The sequence below is a fragment of the Pseudaminobacter soli (ex Li et al. 2025) genome (assembly GCF_029892515.1).
Classification (GTDB): domain Bacteria; phylum Pseudomonadota; class Alphaproteobacteria; order Rhizobiales; family Rhizobiaceae; genus Pseudaminobacter; species Pseudaminobacter soli_A.
In genome coordinates this window covers 1-15,911 of the sequence record NZ_JARXVF010000013.1, presented here as the reverse complement: position 1 = coordinate 15,911, position 15,911 = coordinate 1, and the positions used below count along the sequence as shown (strand labels likewise).

The window sequence follows — 15,911 nt, the reverse complement described above, 5'->3', positions numbered from 1 at the left end:
GCTTACGCCCCATCTTCGCTGCGCGTCAGCGCCATGTCGTAAAGGGTGAGCAACCGCTCATCCTCTTGCAGGGTTTCTTCCGGCAGTTTGTTGGCGATGGCGAGGATGGTGGCGTAGTCCTTCGCCGCCCACGCTGCGTTAAAACCTGCACGCAGCACTTCCAGCCGCGATTCCTTGATCTTGCGGCCGGTGAACGCCTTGTAGGTCTCGAACTCCTTGAGCAGCGCCTTTTCGCGCTTCTTTTCCAGGTCCTGCGCCTTGTTCGGATCGGGCACATACCAGCGGTCCTGCGCGCGGGCGTTGAGGCGCGGATCGGTTTTCTCTAGGCCGCGCAGGTCGTGGTAGTTGGTCGAGAGATAGCGGTGAATCTGGCTCGGCACCTCGCCCGCGCCGTCATAGCGCAGGAAGTTGGCTTCCAGCAGCGCCGAGAGTTCCGGCCGCGTCTCGTGCTTCTTCCAGCCCGCCCCCAGTTGCTTAATGAACTCGGGGTGGATGTCCTGATAGGTGGACGGCCGCGCCTTCAGGAAGTCCGCCACCCAGTCGATGGCGCTGCGTTCGTCTGAGACGAACAGTTCCATCTGCGGCGCCTGGGCGGTCTGTGCGCGCTTCTTGTCGTACTCTGTGACTTGCTCGGGCAGAAAGACCATACCGTCGCGTTCAGGGAAGCGGCTGCGAAGACCAGAGAGAAATTCGTCGCTCGAAAGCGGTACGGGCGCGTCATGGCGCACGAACCACGCCACCAGCCGATCATAGATGCGGCGTGGATCGCGCTCGACGATGAATTCAAGTTCACCATCTTTCACCTTGGTGACGGAAAGATTGCGCAGGTGCGTCTGCACAAAATCCCACGCTGAATCTACCGTCGCGCCGCTCTTCTCGAAGCGATCTTCCAGCCCACCATTAGGTTTGTAGGCGGAAATCACCAGATCCTGCTTCACGGCGGTGGTGGACGTCACTTGCCGATAGCTGCCCTGCACCTTGTCCAGGGCCGTTACCTCGGCCACCACAAAGCCCGCCTGCTGCAACGCGACCTGAATCGCGTTCCACACCGCCGCCTTGCTGTTGGAAAACACCACTGTCATCCAGCGACCCGGCTTGAGCACGCGGTGATATTCAGCGAAGCAGCTTTGCATCAGATGCTGGTATTCGGGCAGTGCCTTGTCCTTGAACCTATCGATGATCGCCTCCGGCTGGGCGTCGGTGGCGACGCCGTGCCATGCCTCGACTAGGAAGTTGAGGTCGGCATAGTAGATGTTCTCACCGAAGGGCGGATCGGTGAAGATGTAGTCAATTGAGCCATCCGGCAGCGGCAGCCTCGCGGCTGTGCCCGTCGTAACAGCCACATTTGAGGCAGACTTGAAGGCTCGAAATGTCTTAGCTAGCCGGTCGAGCTTTCCATCAAGGATGTACCAAGGGCTGCACTCGGCATGTTGAGATGCAACATAGTACACGCCGGTCAGATACTGATTGACTTGCGAGAAGCCGGTCGGACGGTATCGGTTCAACAGCGTAGCCGTCCAAATCGCTTGCTCCACGAAGAACTCTAGAAACAAGCGGATGCGCGGATCAGGATGCGCTTGCGCTTTGGTCCACAACGCGCCCATCGCCTGCGCAGCGCGCGGTAGGAAGAAGTGGTGGATGTGGGTGATTCCCGCATAGTCCATTCGCGCCCGCTCATGCGTCATGTGCATCGGCGGAATTTCGATCGTAGGAACCTGCGGCGGAAGCGGCAGTGCTTCAATGCGCTGGATGACCTTCAAATCATCCTCTGACGGCTTCTTTTCGTACCGCGCCTTTCCAACTGAATAAACAATCAGCGTCGCCGCACGTTTGGGCACTTGAATCGACTTCCCGATGCTGGGATCAGCCTGCGTTGTATAGAGACGCTCCAGCCGGGTCTTGGTCAGTTCAGCGCCGCAATGCGGGCATGGAAACGTATCTTTGATACGCTTGGATTCCCCGTCCAATGCTTCTTCGGTGAAGTTCACTTCGCCAGCGCAGTCCGGGCAGCTATAGAGCTGACTCCACACCGTGTATTCGATGCGGCCCTTGGTCTTGCCGTCGCTGTGCAGCGTTTCGTACATCCAGCCGACGTCCTGCTCGACAGCCTTGAGCAGTTTCTTGCCCGCCTTGGCGAAGGCATCGACATCGAAAGGGATGTTGTAGTTGGCGCCGATGAAGGTGGCGGCTGGCGACAGGTCGTTGAGCACCGCGCGGCGCGCCCCCCATTTGGGCGCGGCCCGGCCTTCTTTCTTCCACGCCAATTCCAACTCATGCCGGTAGCTGGACGGAGCCGTGCCGCACCATTGCGCGGCCACACCGGTCATGCCCGAACCGGCAAAGCCGTCCAGCACCACGTCGCCAGGCTGGGTGTAGTGCAGGATCGACGGTACGATGGCCAGGTGCGGCACTTTGGTGTGGTAGCTGTGCGCCTTGTAGATGGCGTCGGTCTTGCCGACGCTCACGTCGATCGCCAAGGGCTCGCGGTTGTATTTCACCGTCGGGTCGTAGAGCTTGCCGTAATGAGCCACGAACTCCGCCAGCCACGGGTTCGGGCAAGTGGTGTAGTACGGCGGATCGGACATGGCGAGGATGGCCGCGTCCGTTCCCTTCGGAAAGCCTTCCTGCTTGCGAAATGCCGGGTCTTGCAGCTTCTCGGCTAGCAACTTCAGGAAGTGCTCGCGTCGTTCGCTGTTGCTGGCGAACGTCTGACCGAGGCATTCAACTGGGCCGACAGCTTCGCTGCCTTGGCTTTGTAGTAGATCGCTCATATTAATCTGTCTTCCCAGTTATTCGTCGATCGGCGATTTTGGTTCGCCGTGATCTTCAGCGTATTTCTTCATGCCGTCGCGAAGAATTTCGAGAAATGTGTGGTTCCGGCATTCAGCATCCGCCACGATTGCGTCGAATGACACCACAAAAGTTGGTGTAGGAATGACGCGCCCATCAGGATGCGGGGTATCAAATTCTTGGTAATAAACCCTGCCTTTTGAAAAGAAAGGTGTCCATTTGAATTGCCGCAGCCGAAATGCCGTGGCGTCATTGACGTCCATGATTGCGTAGTACCAAACCCTTTGAATGTTCGGGCAATGCGCTACGAGTTTTCCGGCTCGATCTAATAGCTGGTTGACTGCGTAGAAATTGTCTTTTTCCTCGTCAGTCTTCTTTTTTATTTCGACTACCACCACATCCACAGGCGCGGAGTCGTTAGGGTCTGCCGAAAAAATCATGGCGATATCTGGTCGGCCTGTGTCGCCCACGCTTTCATCATCCAGGCGGATAGCGTTGATGACGGCGTCCATGTGCTTCTCACTCAGGATCGTTCGAAACACCATGAACTTGTCGTCCAGTAGCCAGGCATTGTTTTGGTAAATTTCTGAAGACAGGTCGCCTTGTGAGAATTCCTTGAATCTTGGAACAATAAGATTGTGGATCTCGGCTTCGGCGTTATCGGCCGTCATATCCTTCATTCGGCTAATAATTTTTTCTCGATACAAAATGTATTCGGTCAATGTGCGAGATGACATCTCAAGAGATTTTTCGTATGCAGCTTCACTAAGCTTATCGCTCTGGAGTATCTCTTTCTGAATTTTGAAAAACCGCTGCTGGGCGATTGCCAACGCATCATCCCGATCGATCAAGCCAACGGTATCATCCTCGAAATAACCGAGCAGATGAGGAAATTGCTCCTCGAATTTCTCTTTAATTGTTTCATTTCGCTCGGTTATCTGCGGGATATTTTCGGACAAGACCTTACCCAGCTCGCGGCGAAGCACACGGAAGAGGCGAGCCTCCGGTGTGCCTTCTGGCAGGACGAGCTTTTGACGCGAGCTGTCGGCGTTGGAATGAAAGAGTTCAGATCCGAATAAAAATACGCAAAGATAGCCCGGCGGAAACGACGAAGGGGGTATCAGGCTGGCGGGTATCGTTCGGCCGTCGATACTAAAGGCGACGAGCGAGCTACCTTTTCCCGGCACGGATGCGACATGATAGTGCATATCAATGGTCGAGATAGCATCCAGTAAATTGTCCTGGATGGTGATCTTGGTCATTGACGGCAAATCATCAGATGTTATTTCAGTCGCCTGCGGGAAGAATTCCTTCTGTGCATTGCTTTCATTGGTCGTCAAATTTATCGAAATTTTAAATGCTTTGCCTTCCCTCTTGCGCGCGTCAAGCGTCGGCAGAAACTGCTCAATAAGAACCGGTTTAAGTGCATCCGGCTTCAGATCGTCATAGGACTTAACACGTTCCTTGGCAAAGCCGCTGAACACTAGCGTAGTTTTCGTCTCTTGCTGATCCGCAAGGACCTGTAGCGGCGCATTGCCGTCGAAGCCGTCCTTGAAGATGAAGGTTCTGCGCCATTTGTCGCGGGCGCTGTCGACCTCCACGCGAGTGAAATAGTTGAGGAATACGAGGCGGCCGATGCCCTTGTGGAATTTATCTCTTGGTCGAAGCAGTTTCCTGAACCGCTCAAAATTCTCGTCCGTGAATCCATCGCCGTTGTCCGAAACGGTAATTTTCAACGTGTCCGGCTTATCAAAAGCTTGAACGTCGATATCGATCGATACTTCTGTCGCGCCCGCATCCAACGCATTGGCCAGTGCTTCAAAATAGACCAACGTCAACGACGGATTGGGGAAAAACAGTTTGATCGCGCCCGAGGTTTCAATGTCCATTTTCGTCGTTCGGCTTGGCCACTGTCTGTTCGCGCAGTAGCTTGAGTTGGATTCCTGCTTCAGTGAGCACGTAGCGTTGTAGCGATGAGCGTGGCTTGTCAGGAATGGTCGGTCGCAGTACGCCGCCGGTGAGGAGTGGCGCCAGGTGGGCGGCTACGAAGTGCGGACGCTGGCGGTAGCCAGCATGGGTCATCAGCTCGGCCAGCGAGCGGGGGGCGTCGGCGTAGCTGACGATACGCCACTGCACCTCCGTTAACCGATCAAGTGACTGATCAAGTTCGGCTTGCTCTGACGCAACTTGATCGGTGACTTGATCGGTTACCCCCGTCGCTGCCGCACCTGCGCCAGATGGTTGATTTTCATCAGCATTGTCAGTCAGTTCGGCGGTAAAGCGGGTGCGTAGGTGGGGCGCCAGCCGCCATGTATGGGCCGCTTCACTCAGCGGTTCCGTCAGAACTTGCACGGTCAGGCGCTGCGCCAGATCCAGCGCCTGAGCGCCGGTAAGGCCGGTCAACGCCTTGATGTCGGCAAGGTCGACCTGGCCGTTGCGCATCAGCAAGGCGAACACTGCCGCCTCGTGTTCGGACAGGTGTGCGCCCAGGCTGGCCTGCGCCAGAAGCTGGGCTTCGGTGATGAGCTTCTCCTTACGTAGCCGCAGGCGGAAGCTCTTTTCGGCTCTATGGTTCTCGATCTCTGGCGGCAGATAGCCTAGCTGGCGCCAGCCATCGAAGATAGCGCGCACACCAGTGCCACCTTGGTCGGAGAGGCCAATTCGGCGGAACGCATTGACGATGCTGGGGTTGCGGACTTCCTTGTCGCCGGGATCGAGCAGTTGCTCACGCGAGGCAAATGCATCGCCAGGATTGAAGAACTCGGTCTGGTCGCGGAAAAAGCGGATGACCGGCACGCGAGTGGTGTCGCCGAAGTCCTGGTGGATCAGCAGATTGATAGCGGCTTCGCGAAAGGAGATGTAGTCCGGCGGATCGTCGTCACGCCGCAAGGTGGAGGCGTCCACGGCAAAGGGGCGCTCGCTGTGGCGAAAGTAGAACTCGACGATGGCCTGCCAGGCCTTGATGAGGTTGTCCTCCACCGTGAGGCGGTCGGCCCAGCGCACCGCGGAGTCATATTCGGTGCTCGCATTGCGGTAGAGTTGCATGTCCGTGACCATGCGCGGCAGCACCTGCCGGACATACTCACCGCTGCCCAGCACCAGAATGGCGGCGCGGGTGGGGCGTAGCACTCCGCCTTGCTCGACGAGGAAACCCCATGTCCGCAGGAAAGCGGTATCATCGGCGGCGGTGTCCCTGCCGGGATTGCTGGCGGCAAAGCGTGTGCGATACCAGCGCACCGAACTTTCATCGAAACAGCGGGTAACGTCCACGTCGAGCGGCTCGGCGTCGTACCGGATGTTCGAAGCATCACGAATGAAGCGCAGCAACTCATCACCCGTGCAGGTGTCATCGCGTCCACCACGGCGAATATGAGCTTTTTTCGGATTGCCGTCGAGATAGACGGGTTTCTGATGCCGCTGGGCTTCGGGAATATAGAAGGCCAGAACAGTGCCTTCAGCAAGGTCGTGAACTGTGCCGTCTATCGGCAAAAACACGCTGACTTTGTTTGAGTCTCGAACTTGGCCAAGAAAGTCGTTTTGCATTTTATCGGCGTTGGTGACGCCGGTGGTAGTGAACTTGCCATTGGCTTGCTTAACGCCGAACACTATGTGCCCGCCCTCCGTATTGGCGAAGGCGCTGACAGTCGAAAGCGCGTCCTTAGGCACAGCCCAAGTCGCTTCTTTAAATTCGATGTCGCTCCATTCGATGGATTGAAGCTTGGCGAGCAGTTCGTCTTTGGTCATGGCGTCACTCGATCACGAACCGCAGCTTGGTGGTGTCCTTTCCCTTGCCGCGCTCGCTGATAAGCGCGTCGAACCGCTTGCGCAGTTCATCCGGTGTGGCCGGCGAGCCGCCTTGCAGCAGGGCCTGGCGCAGTTCATCTGCCTTGACCGTGATCTTCTCGAGCCCGGACAGGGCTTCCTGTACAGCGCCGGCGAAATCGGTGGTGACAGGCTCCGGCAGCATGCGCGCGGCGAGAAAGGTGTCGATCAGCGTCTTCGAAGCGGGCGGCACCAGGCCGAGGCTGTCCTGCGTGACGGGGTCTTCGAGATTTTCCAGCAGAGTCTGCTGCCAGTTGGCTTGCAACTGATCGAGATCGTCGTCCAGCTTGTTCAGGCGACTGGCGGCGGGCAGCAGTTCCAACTGCTCGGCAGACGGGCGGAACTGGCAGTGGGTGCACACCGGAGTTCTGAGCAGCGTCGGCTCGTCCAGCGCGGAGCAACTCTTCAGGCCGTTGAGCGCATCCTCGAAGGCGGTGAGTTGGCTGGTGGGCATAAGCGAGACACCCGCCAGCACACGCAACGAAAACAACCGATCGTCGCGGCGCAGCGCGTTGCGGGTCTTCTCTTCGGCGACGCCCAGCCGCGCTTTGCTGTGGCTGGCGATATAGGCCGTGATGTAGTCCTTCTTGAGTTGGCCAAGCGTCTGACGGCCTTCACCGAGGATGGCGGCGACATGTTCCGCCGTGCAGTCTTCGCCCAGCTTGTCGAACAGAGCCTTGCGTACCGCTTCAGCCTTCTTCACCCAATCGTGGTCGGGCTGCAAGACCATCTCCGCCTGAGAGAGATAGGATGCGGTGCTGCCGAGTTCGGCAATCAGGTCCAGCAGGCGCTCAACACCAGTGAGCACGGCCAAATTCTTCTTCTGGACATCGATGTCTTCCTGCGTGACGCGCAGGTTCTTGAGCTTGCCGACAGTGTTGTAGGGCGACAGCGCTTCGGTAAACTTCTTGAGCGCGTCGAGCCGCGCATACCAATCCTTGGCTTCCTCCTCGCGTAGCAGACTCTGGCCCCAGAAGCCGAGTTTGCCCTGCTGGAGATCAGAGCCTGCCTTGAGTACGCGCGGCACCAAGGCGCTAATCTTTTCCTGCAAGGCGATGACCGGTTCCGTGTCGCCTTGGCTGGCTTTCTGCGCCAGACCGGACGGCAGGCCGAGCAACTCAAACAGCGCGCGTAGCACTGCGAGATTGATTTCCTTTGGCGCCTCGATGTGTTTGAACTGCTTGAGTTCATCAAGCGAGCGTTCGGCCAGCAACGCGAGCTTGCCGGAGTCGATCTTGTCGCCTGTAATCGAGAGAACGATGTCGCCGGAATAGACCAAGACGCCCAGCACGACGACGAGCAGATCGGGTTCGAGCCGGTGCTTGACCGGGGAGAAATACTCCACGTCGGTTGCGCCGGCGATGAATTCGTTGCGGTTGAGCACCTGCCCATGACCCTTGGCCTTGAGGCGGTTCAGCACTTCCTTCGCATAGCGGGAACCTGCCGGGTCTATACGTTCGCCATCGAGCACTTCCAACGCATCAAGCACGGCGGTGGCGTCCTTCGTGCGCGTGCCTCCCGCCAATGCGCGCAGCGTGGCGCCGATCAGGGACTTACGATTTGCCTCGGTGACGAGTACCGGAAACTTGGGATACTCGGGCGCAATGTCAGCGAAATGCTGGGACAAGACCAAACCCGAGACGATGTTCACAATGTCGCGGAAATTGATTTTCTCTTCTGGCCCCAAGCGGGCGCGATCGCGCAGCGACACGCCCTTGGCCCAGTCTTGCAGCGTCCTGGCCTTGCCCTGATGGGTGACTTCAAACGCGGTCAACTGCTTTTCTTGCAGCCACTTGCTCATGCCGCGCAGGGCATCCTGGGCCTTGCGCTGATAGACAGCCTTCGCGCCGCCGCTGGCGGTGGATGCCAGGTCCAGCGAGGCCGCGTATTGAGACAGGTGGCGCCTGTAGTCCTCGTCCGGCGATTTCAACCGGAAGAACACTTCGTCTGACTGCTGCGAGTCGGTGAAGCGTGGCTTGTCGAAAGGCTGGATGAAGTAGATGTAGAAGTCGCGCTCGGGCTGAGCCGTAGGGCGGTCGTTCGGCGCTCCGAAGAACAGATAGCCTAAGCGCTCGACGCGGCGCTCCTGCCACTCGATCTGGTATTGCCAGATTTGGAAGCCCGGATAGCGGAGATCGTCGCTGCACTCCATCAGCGCCTTGATGGCGCTATAATAGGCGCGATCGAGTGCATCGTCGGACAAGGCTTCGGCGCGCTTTTCGATCTGAGCGTCGTAGTCGACGTCCTTCTTGAGATCGAGGTAATACTGCTCCGTGTCCGCCGCCTTGGAGATGAACTGGCCGTTGACGGTCTTCAGCACCTCTCGCATCACTGTCTGAACCATCGACAGCAGGTTCTCGGCGGGTTCGCCGGGCATGTCCCCGACGCCGGGCTGGAAGAGGCACAGGGAATCGGTCAACTCGGCGGCGGTGGGACCAATCGGAACGTGGATATCGCCGCCGGTGGTCAGGCGATGCACAGCCAGACCATTGATGACGCGCAGCGCCATCGGCTTGTAAGCTGGCCGTGTGAATGCCTGTTGGATGCGAGACTCCAGCACTTCGGAGACGCGCAACACCTCCTTGATGTTGGGATCGGCGCGCAGCACCTGATTGCTCTTCACCGTGTTCCAGAAGCTCTCATAGGCGATCAGTTGCGGCCGGTCGGTAGGCACGTCCTGATCGAGAATGGCCTGCATAGCGGCTTCAATCGTCTTCAGCGCGCCGCGTTTTTCGGTGAAGTGGATCTGCTCGAAAGTTTTGAGGTAGTCCGGGTGAACCGGGAACAGCCGGACGTATTCGTCCATGCGTTCGTTCATAGACCCGTAAAATTTAGCGAAAGGCTTGAGGTATTCGCGGATTTTGTATTGCTGGTCGGCAGATTTCTTGAGCAGGCGCGCGGAGACGACGAAGCTCACGTCCTGGCGATCGATCAGGATTTGCGTGAAGCGTTCGTTGACGCGCCGAATGCTGTCGGCCACATGCTGGAATCGGCCACTATCGAAGATGGCTTCCTGAACACCCGCTACGAAGCGGAATTTCAGATGTTTGGCGACCTCGCCGATCTGACGCAGGATAGCCAAATCGAGTACCAGCTCGTGATCGCGACGCGATTGCAGGTATTCGAGAAACTCGTCCACCACGAGCAGCAGCCCCTGGTTCGGAAATTTCTCTCCGAACGCTGCCATCATCTCCTCGAAGGAATCCTTGTTGTTCAGTTCCTGATCGGCGCTCGGGAAGGTGAAGTCGACACCGAGCTTTTTGAGGAAGCGCTCGATCTGCTGAGTAATGATCTGGCGCAGCGGCATTTCCAGGCCACCGACCTCGATGCGCAACACCTTGAAACGGCCGGCGACAGACGCGACCGCATCCTTCACCTTGGGGTGTTGGATCATTGACGCATAGGTCGCGTCCTCGGCCACCAGCGACAGCACCGACATCAAGTGCGATTTACCGGTGCCGTAGTTGCCGACGATCAGCACGCCTTTGTGGTCGACAGCTTCGTCGAACCCAAGCTGCGGCACCATAAGCTTGGCAATGCGGTCAGCCATGTCGTCGGAGATAACGAAGGTCGATACGAGCTTTTTGGCTTCGTCTGGTCGCTCGGCGTCGAGCAGTTGAACAACCGACTCGATCTGTTCGAACTGAATGAGGTCTCTATATTTCATATTCTTGACCTTCCGGTCCCTTGATGGCTTTGCACCGATTCGAAAAAAACAACGCCATCGCGGGTGTAGTCGCGGTGTTCGGGATGCCCCATGTCGGCGTAAATCAAGCGGTCGTTGCGCATTTCACCAGGCCACGCGGCGACAACTCGACGCGAATGTGCGAGCCGCCTGACGACATTTAGTGGATTGATCTCCAGGCTCGGCTCAAAGAGCACTTCGAGGTTATCGAGCAATAACGGCCTATCGCCACCCACATCGTCCGTGATTCCGCGCAGCAGCTCATTCGTCAAGAAGCCGCGGTCGGAGACGGGCGTGGCTGCCAGACGGTGTCCCAGCTCCGCGCCGACATTGAGTGGTGCGCCGTCTAACCGTCGCGCTAAAGCACACAGGAGTTGGGTCTTGCCACGGCTGCCAACCAGCAGGATCAGCTTAGTCTGAAGAGAGTTGACTTCCTCTATGAGCCGCTCAAGCGTCGCGAGATTGGTGATATCTGTGCACAATGCACACGCCTGAATCATGGTTTCCCCTCATCTGGCTTGGGCGTTCCTTCCTTTGTGCATATGCGGGCGGCGATCCACCGATCCAGTTCGGCGCGTCGGAAACGCCATGTACCGCCCAGCTTGAAGGCCGGGATCTGCCCATTGGCAGCAAGACGATAGACCGTGCGCCGCCCGGCCTTGAGGTAGGCGGCGACTTCCTCGATGGTAAGGATTTCATCGGGCGGTTCGATCATAAGTCGGCCGACTTACTGGTGGCGAATTTGTGGTGTCTTGGCATGAGTTGGCAAGAGTTGGCAAGTCCCTGCGGCTACCGTTCGAAAGCCCCGTCGCTTCGATGCGTCTGCTATGGCACAAAGAGCATTATGCCGATCCAGCGTTTCAATGGATGCGCGGATTACTGCAGGAGCAAGTGCAAGACGGGGCCGCTAAAGTTCGGTTGCGAAACTTCAGCTCCGTTCGCATTCTGCCGGTCAGATACGAAGCCTCCCTTTCCGTGAAGCATCGTAGGTGCACAGGTGTGATTGCAAGATTTTGAATCTTTTGGAAACAAATCGAAACGGCAGTGAGATGCCTGAGTGGCATTGTTGGGTTTGACCATTCCGACGCGTTGGCGCCGGCCGTCGTGGAATGGAATATGCATAAAACTTTAGACGCCTTCACAACGAGCTTTCCACGAGTCCGCGGTATCCGGATGCCCGGGCAGGTGGTGTGCTGGCCGATAGACGGAAAATGCGCGTCGGGAACCGGATTCTTCATTTCGAGCGCGACGAGTTCGAGTCGGTGCAAGGCATGTTGAAGGTCAGGAACCCCAAAGTGACGCGGCCGCGCGTCGTGACGGGGCCGATCTTGCTGACGGGGCTTGCGACCTGTGTCCTGCGGGGGCGGTATGACATTGCGAATGGGCACCTCCAAGAATGGCACTGTCCATCGCTACTATACCTGCTCGAACGCCGCCCGCACCGGCAAGAGCGTCTGCGCCGGCCGCTCGATCCGGATGGATACGCTCGACGAACTGGTCATCGAACATATGTCGGATCGCCTCCTCACCTCGGACACGCCTCACCGAAATACTCGCCGCAATCTCCGCCGGCCGCGCCGCTAAGGCCGCCGAGGTCGATTGCCGGATCGTTCGTTTGCAAGGAGAATTGACTGAGGCGGCGTCTCAAGCGCATCTACACGATGATCGAGAACGGGATCGCCGAAATGGACGACATCCTGCGCGAGCGCATTGCCGCCCTCAAGATCGATCGCGAGCGCATCCAGGCCTCCCTCGATCGCGCCAGAACGCATGCCGTGCCCGCATCGGATATCCCACCCGCCGTCGTCGAAGAGTTCGGCAGGATGATGCGCGAGAACATCACCTCCGGCGACATTCCCTTCCGCAAGGCCTATATCCAGGCCGTCGTCGATCAGGTCGAAGTCGGGGACAGAGATGTCAAGATCATCGGATGCAAGACCGCTATCCACCAGGCTATGACGGGAAGCAAAAAATTTTTGGCCCGGTGTTCGCAGTTTTGAACGGAAATGGCGCACCGCGGGGATTCGAACTGCTGTGTCAAATATCTCGAGTGGCAAAGTGGTCGGCTAACAGCCAAAGCAGTCAACCAATCGCGAAAGTTGTAGCACGCTCAAGGCGGCTTCGACCCGCAGCACGTGACCGGCAATGTCTCCTGTGGATGGCTCCCGTCTTCTTCCGCTCGGCAGTTCAGGGTCTTTTTGGTTGAAAGCCAAGCGCCAGACGCACGCCCCGCCCTCCACCGTTTTCCGGTATAAATTCAACGCCAGCGGCTTCCAACGCTGACGACAACGCGGCGAGCGTTGCCTCTCGGGGCACCGTTTGAGAACTCTCAACTCTGGCAAGTGTACGAACTGTCACTCCGGATGCTTTAGCCAGATCCTCCCGCGTCCAGTCAATCAGACCTCGGGCTGCTCGGATCTGCTCGGCAGATATGTCCTTTTTCATGACATTTTCGCTTGTTAAAGTCACAAAAAGTGACATATTACCCGTTCTGTAAGTACGCGACCGCACAAGGTGCTCGCTACACCCCCGTGCGGCCTGACCACAATCTAAGCTGTTGAGGAGCTCGGATCATGGCTGATTCCGACCATAGCATGAGTTTGGCCTGCGTCACGCGGCGGATGGCGATTGCGGGATGGATTGCGGCGGCGGCCGGCTGGCAGTTGGGTGGCGTGGCGTCGGCGCGCGACGGCATAGCGCCTGGGACGCTCCCCGACCCGGCACTGGAGCTGTGGCGGAATTGGGCGGCTGCGCATCAACGGGCGCAGCGACTTTGTCGGCGGCAGCAGGAGTTGGAGACAGAGCTGGCCGAGCGGATTGACTTTGTCGGGACGGTGGTCAGGCCGCCCGGCGGCGAGGAGACGGTGATCTGCTCGCTGGAAGCGCTCGACCGCCTTGTCGGCGCGCGGACGGATATGGCGACAACCCGCGCGCGGGCAGCGGCGGAGCTTGCCGCGCGGCAGGCGTATTTCGACGCCGCTGCTGCGGAGATCGGCTACTTCACGGGGCTTCGAGCCGAGCGCGCAGCGTTCGCGCGGGTCGAAGCGCTGCTTTCGGCGCTGGCGACGACGTCGGCCGTTTCGCTCGCCGGCGTCGCCGGCAAGCTCGATGCCATCCTGCACGAAGGCGAGGTCTGGGAAGACTGTTCGGCCTTTCCCTGGCCGCAGATCCGCGCGGCACGCGATGACCTGGTGCGGATCGGCCGCCAGACGGCGCCAGGCGCCTTTTTCCCGGACGACTAGGCGGTTCGGTTTTACCTCCCCTGCCCTGCGACGACGGACAGACGGTAGTGGCAGGCATTTTCGCCGGCCGGCTTCATTGCAGGGGAGCCGTCCGGCGTGGCCGATCAAGGTCAAGGCGGGGTGGCGCCACGACCTTGATCGGCTTTACAGGACCAGAGGCAGATCTCCGGAGGCTCGGTCTGAACATTGGGCTGGCGGAGCCGGTCAAGGCCAAGGCCGGTAGGGCGGCAAAGCCTTGACCGGTTTTTCTTATGACGACCCTATGCCCCTTTCCTACCCCACCGGGGAACACGCCAAATGCAAGTTTTTGCACGCCAGGCTACGACGCCGGCATATTCCCCTTCCCGGCCGCTCAATTTGCCGGCTTCATGCCTGCTTCGAACAACGGAAGCGAGGATCGTGATGGCTAAAGACCGCATGACCGCGCCACCCGGCGGCGCTCCGGTGCCGATTGCCTGGCGAAGAAACCGGCAAGACCCCACCCGGCACTCCTGGCGCTCGCTCGGCTGATCGGCCGGCACATGGCGCGCGAGCGCTGTGCAGCGCGACCGGCCCCTAACGACAGCCGCCCCTCTGGCCAAGCCAGCGCCGCCGGGCGACAGAACCGGGCCCAGCACCCCGGACACCAGCTAGACCGCAAGGGAGAGACCACCGCATGACGGCGCGCGTTGCGCTTTATGCCCGCTACTCCTCCGACCAGCAGCGGGAGGCCTCGATCGCGGACCAGTTACGGCTCTGCCGCGAACATGCGGCACGCGAAGCCTGGGAGATCGCCGGCAGCTATCAAGATGCCGGCATCTCTGGCGCCAGCCTGGTGCTGCGCCCCGGCATCCAGCAGCTGATGCACGACGCGCAGGCCGGACTATTTCAGCTGCTGCTGGCCGAGGCGCTCGACCGCATCTCACGCGACCAGGCCGACATCGCCACGCTTTACAAGCAGCTGCAGTTTTGCGGCGTGCCGATCGTCACTCTGACCGAGGGGGCGATTTCCGAACTGCATGTCGGGCTCAAGGGGACGATGAACGCGCTGTTCCTCAAGGACCTGGCCCTGAAGACGCGGCGCGGCCTGCGCGGCCGCGTCGAGGCCGGCAAGTCCGGCGGTGGGCTGTGCTACGGCTACCGGGTCGTCAAGCGGCTCGACGCGCACGGCGCACAAGTCACGGGCGAGCGCGCCATCGACGCCAAGCAGGCCGCCGTCATCCGCCGCATCTTTCGCGACTTCGCCGCCGGCGTTGGCCCGCGCGCCATTGCCAAACGCCTCAACGACCAGAACATCCCCGGCCCCGCCCGCCAGCTGTGGAACGACACCACGATCCGCGGTCAGGGCCGGCGCGGCACCGGCCTCATCAACAACGAACTCTACATCGGCCGGCTGGTGTGAAACCGCCAAAGCTACGTCAAGGACACGGTGACCGGCAAGCGCGTGTCGCGCCTCAACCCACAGGCGGCCTGGATCGTGACCGACGTGCCGGAACTGCGCATCGTCGACGATCAACTCTGGCAGACGGTGAAGGCGCGCCAAAGCGAGATCGCCGACAAGCGCATCAAGCTGAGCGCGGCGCTCCAGGCGCATCACCGCCGCAACCGGCTGAACGACGCCCGCCGGCCGAAGTCGCTGCTGTCGGGCCTGGTGGTCTGCGGCTGCTGCGGCGGCCCCTACGCGCTGCGCAGCGTCGACCGCTGCGCCTGCTCCAGCCATACCAGCAATGGCGGCTGCGCGAACAGGCGCACCATCGCGCGTATCGAACTCGAGCAGCGGGTGCCGGCTGGCCTCAAAGACCGGCTGATGGCGCCGGAGGCGGCGGCGCACGCCTATGCCGAAGCGACGAACCGGCTCAACCGCCAACACCGGACCAACGCCAGCGCCTGGAAGGTGGAACTCGTTAAGGTGGAGAAGCAGATCCGCAGCGTCATCGAGGCGATCAAGGCCGGCATGTTCCACGCCAGCATGAAGGCGGAGATGGACAGGCTCGAGGCGCGCAAGATCGAGCTAGTTGACCTGCTTGCCACTACCCCGCAAGACACGCCAGACCTGCTGACAAGTATTGGTGGCGCAGCTGACCGAGGCGCTCAACTGTCTGGAAGACCGCCAGGCAGCGGCAGCGGCGCTGCGGACCCTGATCGAGAAGATCGTTTTGACGCCCGGGGCGAAGCGCGGCGCGATCGAGGCGACGCTGTATGGCGAGTTGGGCACGCTCATCAATTGGCTCGAGCGCCAAACTGCGGGCAAGCCGCCAAACAAAAACACTCCCGGCGGGGTTCGCGCGGGAGTGTTGGTATTTGGTTGCGGGGGTTGGATTTGAACCAACGACCTTCAGGTTATGAGCCTGACGAGCTACCGGGCTGCTCCACCCCGCGTCAAGTATTGTGCA

The 15,911-nt window shown here is 59.6% G+C and carries 12 protein-coding genes, 1 tRNA gene and 1 pseudogene; 6 read left to right on the top strand and 8 right to left on the bottom strand.

Translation table 11 applies throughout. From position 1 onward, the window contains the following. Positions 1-2: 2 nt before the first annotated feature. Genes M2281_RS27860 through M2281_RS27835 form a run of 6 tightly spaced genes read right to left on the bottom strand, consistent with a single transcriptional unit; the run spans position 3 to position 11,012 of the window. Positions 3-2,771 (bottom strand): DNA methyltransferase, encoded by a 2,769-nt coding sequence (locus M2281_RS27860; RefSeq protein WP_280824468.1) that lies wholly within the window; start codon positions 2,769-2,771, stop codon positions 3-5. A gap of 18 nt (positions 2,772-2,789) precedes the next feature. Continuing rightward, positions 2,790-4,679 carry an ATP-binding protein gene (locus tag M2281_RS27855; protein WP_280824467.1) on the bottom strand — a complete coding sequence of 630 codons (1,890 nt, stop codon included), beginning with the start codon at positions 4,677-4,679 and terminating at the stop codon, positions 2,790-2,792. Further along, positions 4,669-6,534 (bottom strand): RNA-binding domain-containing protein, encoded by a 1,866-nt coding sequence (locus tag M2281_RS27850; protein WP_280824466.1) that lies wholly within the window; start codon positions 6,532-6,534, stop codon positions 4,669-4,671. The genes M2281_RS27855 and M2281_RS27850 overlap by 11 nt, the downstream gene beginning before the upstream one ends. Before the next feature lie 4 nt (positions 6,535-6,538). Continuing rightward, the gene (locus M2281_RS27845; RefSeq protein ID WP_280824465.1) at positions 6,539-10,279 is read right to left on the bottom strand and encodes a DUF6079 family protein; all 3,741 of its coding nucleotides are present in this window, start codon (positions 10,277-10,279) and stop codon (positions 6,539-6,541) included. Then, on the bottom strand, positions 10,276-10,797 hold the full coding sequence (brxF, locus tag M2281_RS27840) for a BREX-3 system P-loop-containing protein BrxF (RefSeq protein ID WP_280824464.1): 522 nt from the start codon (positions 10,795-10,797) through the stop codon (positions 10,276-10,278). The genes M2281_RS27845 and brxF overlap by 4 nt, the downstream gene beginning before the upstream one ends. Next, positions 10,794-11,012 carry a helix-turn-helix domain-containing protein gene (locus M2281_RS27835; protein ID WP_280824463.1) on the bottom strand — a complete coding sequence of 73 codons (219 nt, stop codon included), beginning with the start codon at positions 11,010-11,012 and terminating at the stop codon, positions 10,794-10,796. Before M2281_RS27835 ends, brxF begins: the two co-directional genes overlap by 4 nt. A 653-nt stretch (positions 11,013-11,665) precedes the next feature. Between M2281_RS27835 and M2281_RS27830 the strand changes: the two genes are divergently transcribed. Both M2281_RS27830 and M2281_RS27825 read left to right on the top strand, forming a co-directional pair. Further along, a complete protein-coding gene (locus tag M2281_RS27830; RefSeq protein WP_425537819.1) occupies positions 11,666-11,881 on the top strand; it encodes a zinc ribbon domain-containing protein in 216 nt (71 codons plus the stop codon). A 101-nt stretch (positions 11,882-11,982) separates the two neighbouring features. Beyond that, positions 11,983-12,297 (top strand): hypothetical protein, encoded by a 315-nt coding sequence (locus M2281_RS27825; protein WP_280824461.1) that lies wholly within the window; start codon positions 11,983-11,985, stop codon positions 12,295-12,297. A 187-nt stretch (positions 12,298-12,484) separates the two neighbouring features. Here M2281_RS27825 and M2281_RS27820 read toward each other — a convergent pair whose 3' ends face one another. Beyond that, the gene (locus tag M2281_RS27820; protein WP_280824534.1) at positions 12,485-12,742 is read right to left on the bottom strand and encodes a helix-turn-helix domain-containing protein; all 258 of its coding nucleotides are present in this window, start codon (positions 12,740-12,742) and stop codon (positions 12,485-12,487) included. Between the two features lie 128 nt (positions 12,743-12,870). On the opposite strand from M2281_RS27820, the gene M2281_RS27815 reads away from it, so the two are divergent. From M2281_RS27815 to M2281_RS27800, 4 genes and pseudogenes are all read left to right on the top strand, one after another. Next, positions 12,871-13,539 carry a hypothetical protein gene (locus M2281_RS27815; protein WP_280824460.1) on the top strand — a complete coding sequence of 223 codons (669 nt, stop codon included), beginning with the start codon at positions 12,871-12,873 and terminating at the stop codon, positions 13,537-13,539. A gap of 655 nt (positions 13,540-14,194) precedes the next feature. Then, entirely contained in the window at positions 14,195-14,920 is a 726-nt protein-coding gene (locus M2281_RS27810) for a recombinase family protein (RefSeq protein ID WP_280824459.1), read from the top strand. 27 nt (positions 14,921-14,947) lie between these two features. Then, positions 14,948-15,241, top strand: a pseudogene (locus M2281_RS29170) (recombinase family protein); the annotation flags it as partial. A gap of 346 nt (positions 15,242-15,587) precedes the next feature. Further along, complete coding sequence (locus M2281_RS27800; RefSeq protein WP_280824458.1) at positions 15,588-15,842, top strand: hypothetical protein; 255 nt, start codon at positions 15,588-15,590, stop codon at positions 15,840-15,842. On the opposite strand, the gene M2281_RS27795 is transcribed toward M2281_RS27800, so the two are convergent. Further along, a tRNA-Met gene (locus M2281_RS27795) sits at positions 15,821-15,897 on the bottom strand. The genes M2281_RS27800 and M2281_RS27795 overlap by 22 nt on opposite strands. Between the last annotated feature and the right edge of the window lie 14 nt (positions 15,898-15,911).